Below are 657 nucleotides of genomic sequence, written 5' to 3'. Positions count from 1 at the left end.
GAAGGCGCGCTGCCGCAGCAGATCGACGCGGTGGTGACAAAATTTGGCATGCCAATGGGGCCGTTCGCCATGAGCGACCTCGCCGGCCTCGACGTCAGCTGGCGCTCGCGTAAGGATCGAGGCGTCAAGTCGGAGATCGCGGATGCGCTGTGCGAAGCGGGCCGCTTCGGCCAGAAAACCGGCAGCGGCTACTACAAGTATGAAGCCGGCTCCCGCGCGCCGCTGCCCGATCCTGAGGTCGAGAAGCTGATCGATGAGACGCTGCTCCGCCTCGGCCGCAAGAAGCGCATCGTCAGCGACGAGGAGATCCTCGAGCGCATGATGTATCCGATGATCAACGAGGGCGCGAAGATCCTCGAACAGGGCATCGCGGCGCGGCCGAGCGACATCGACGTGGTCTGGCTCTATGGCTATGGCTGGCCGATCTATCGCGGCGGCCCGATGTACTGGGCCGACAGCGTCGGCCTCAAGCACATCGCCGATCGTCTCTCCTTCTACGCCAAGGAGACCAACGATCCGAGCCTCGAGCCCGCGCCGCTGCTGAAGAAGCTCGCGGCCGAAGGCAAGACCTTCGCCTCGCTGGCTGGCGAGTCGAAAGCGGCGTGATGATGCATTGTCATCAATGTCTTAGGGGGACACGTCAAGGAGGCGAAGCGG

General features: G+C 64.1%; 1 protein-coding gene. It reads left to right on the top strand.

Features of this window, described 5'->3' with window-relative positions:
- On the top strand, positions 1-606 hold a 606-nt coding region (locus tag AC0L2O_RS36300; RefSeq protein WP_473373136.1), incomplete at its 5' end, for a 3-hydroxyacyl-CoA dehydrogenase family protein.
- Between the last annotated feature and the right edge of the window lie 51 nt (positions 607-657).

This window comes from Bradyrhizobium sp. Kon10 (genome assembly GCF_055807395.1).
This window is presented reverse-complemented; position numbering and strand designations above follow the sequence as displayed.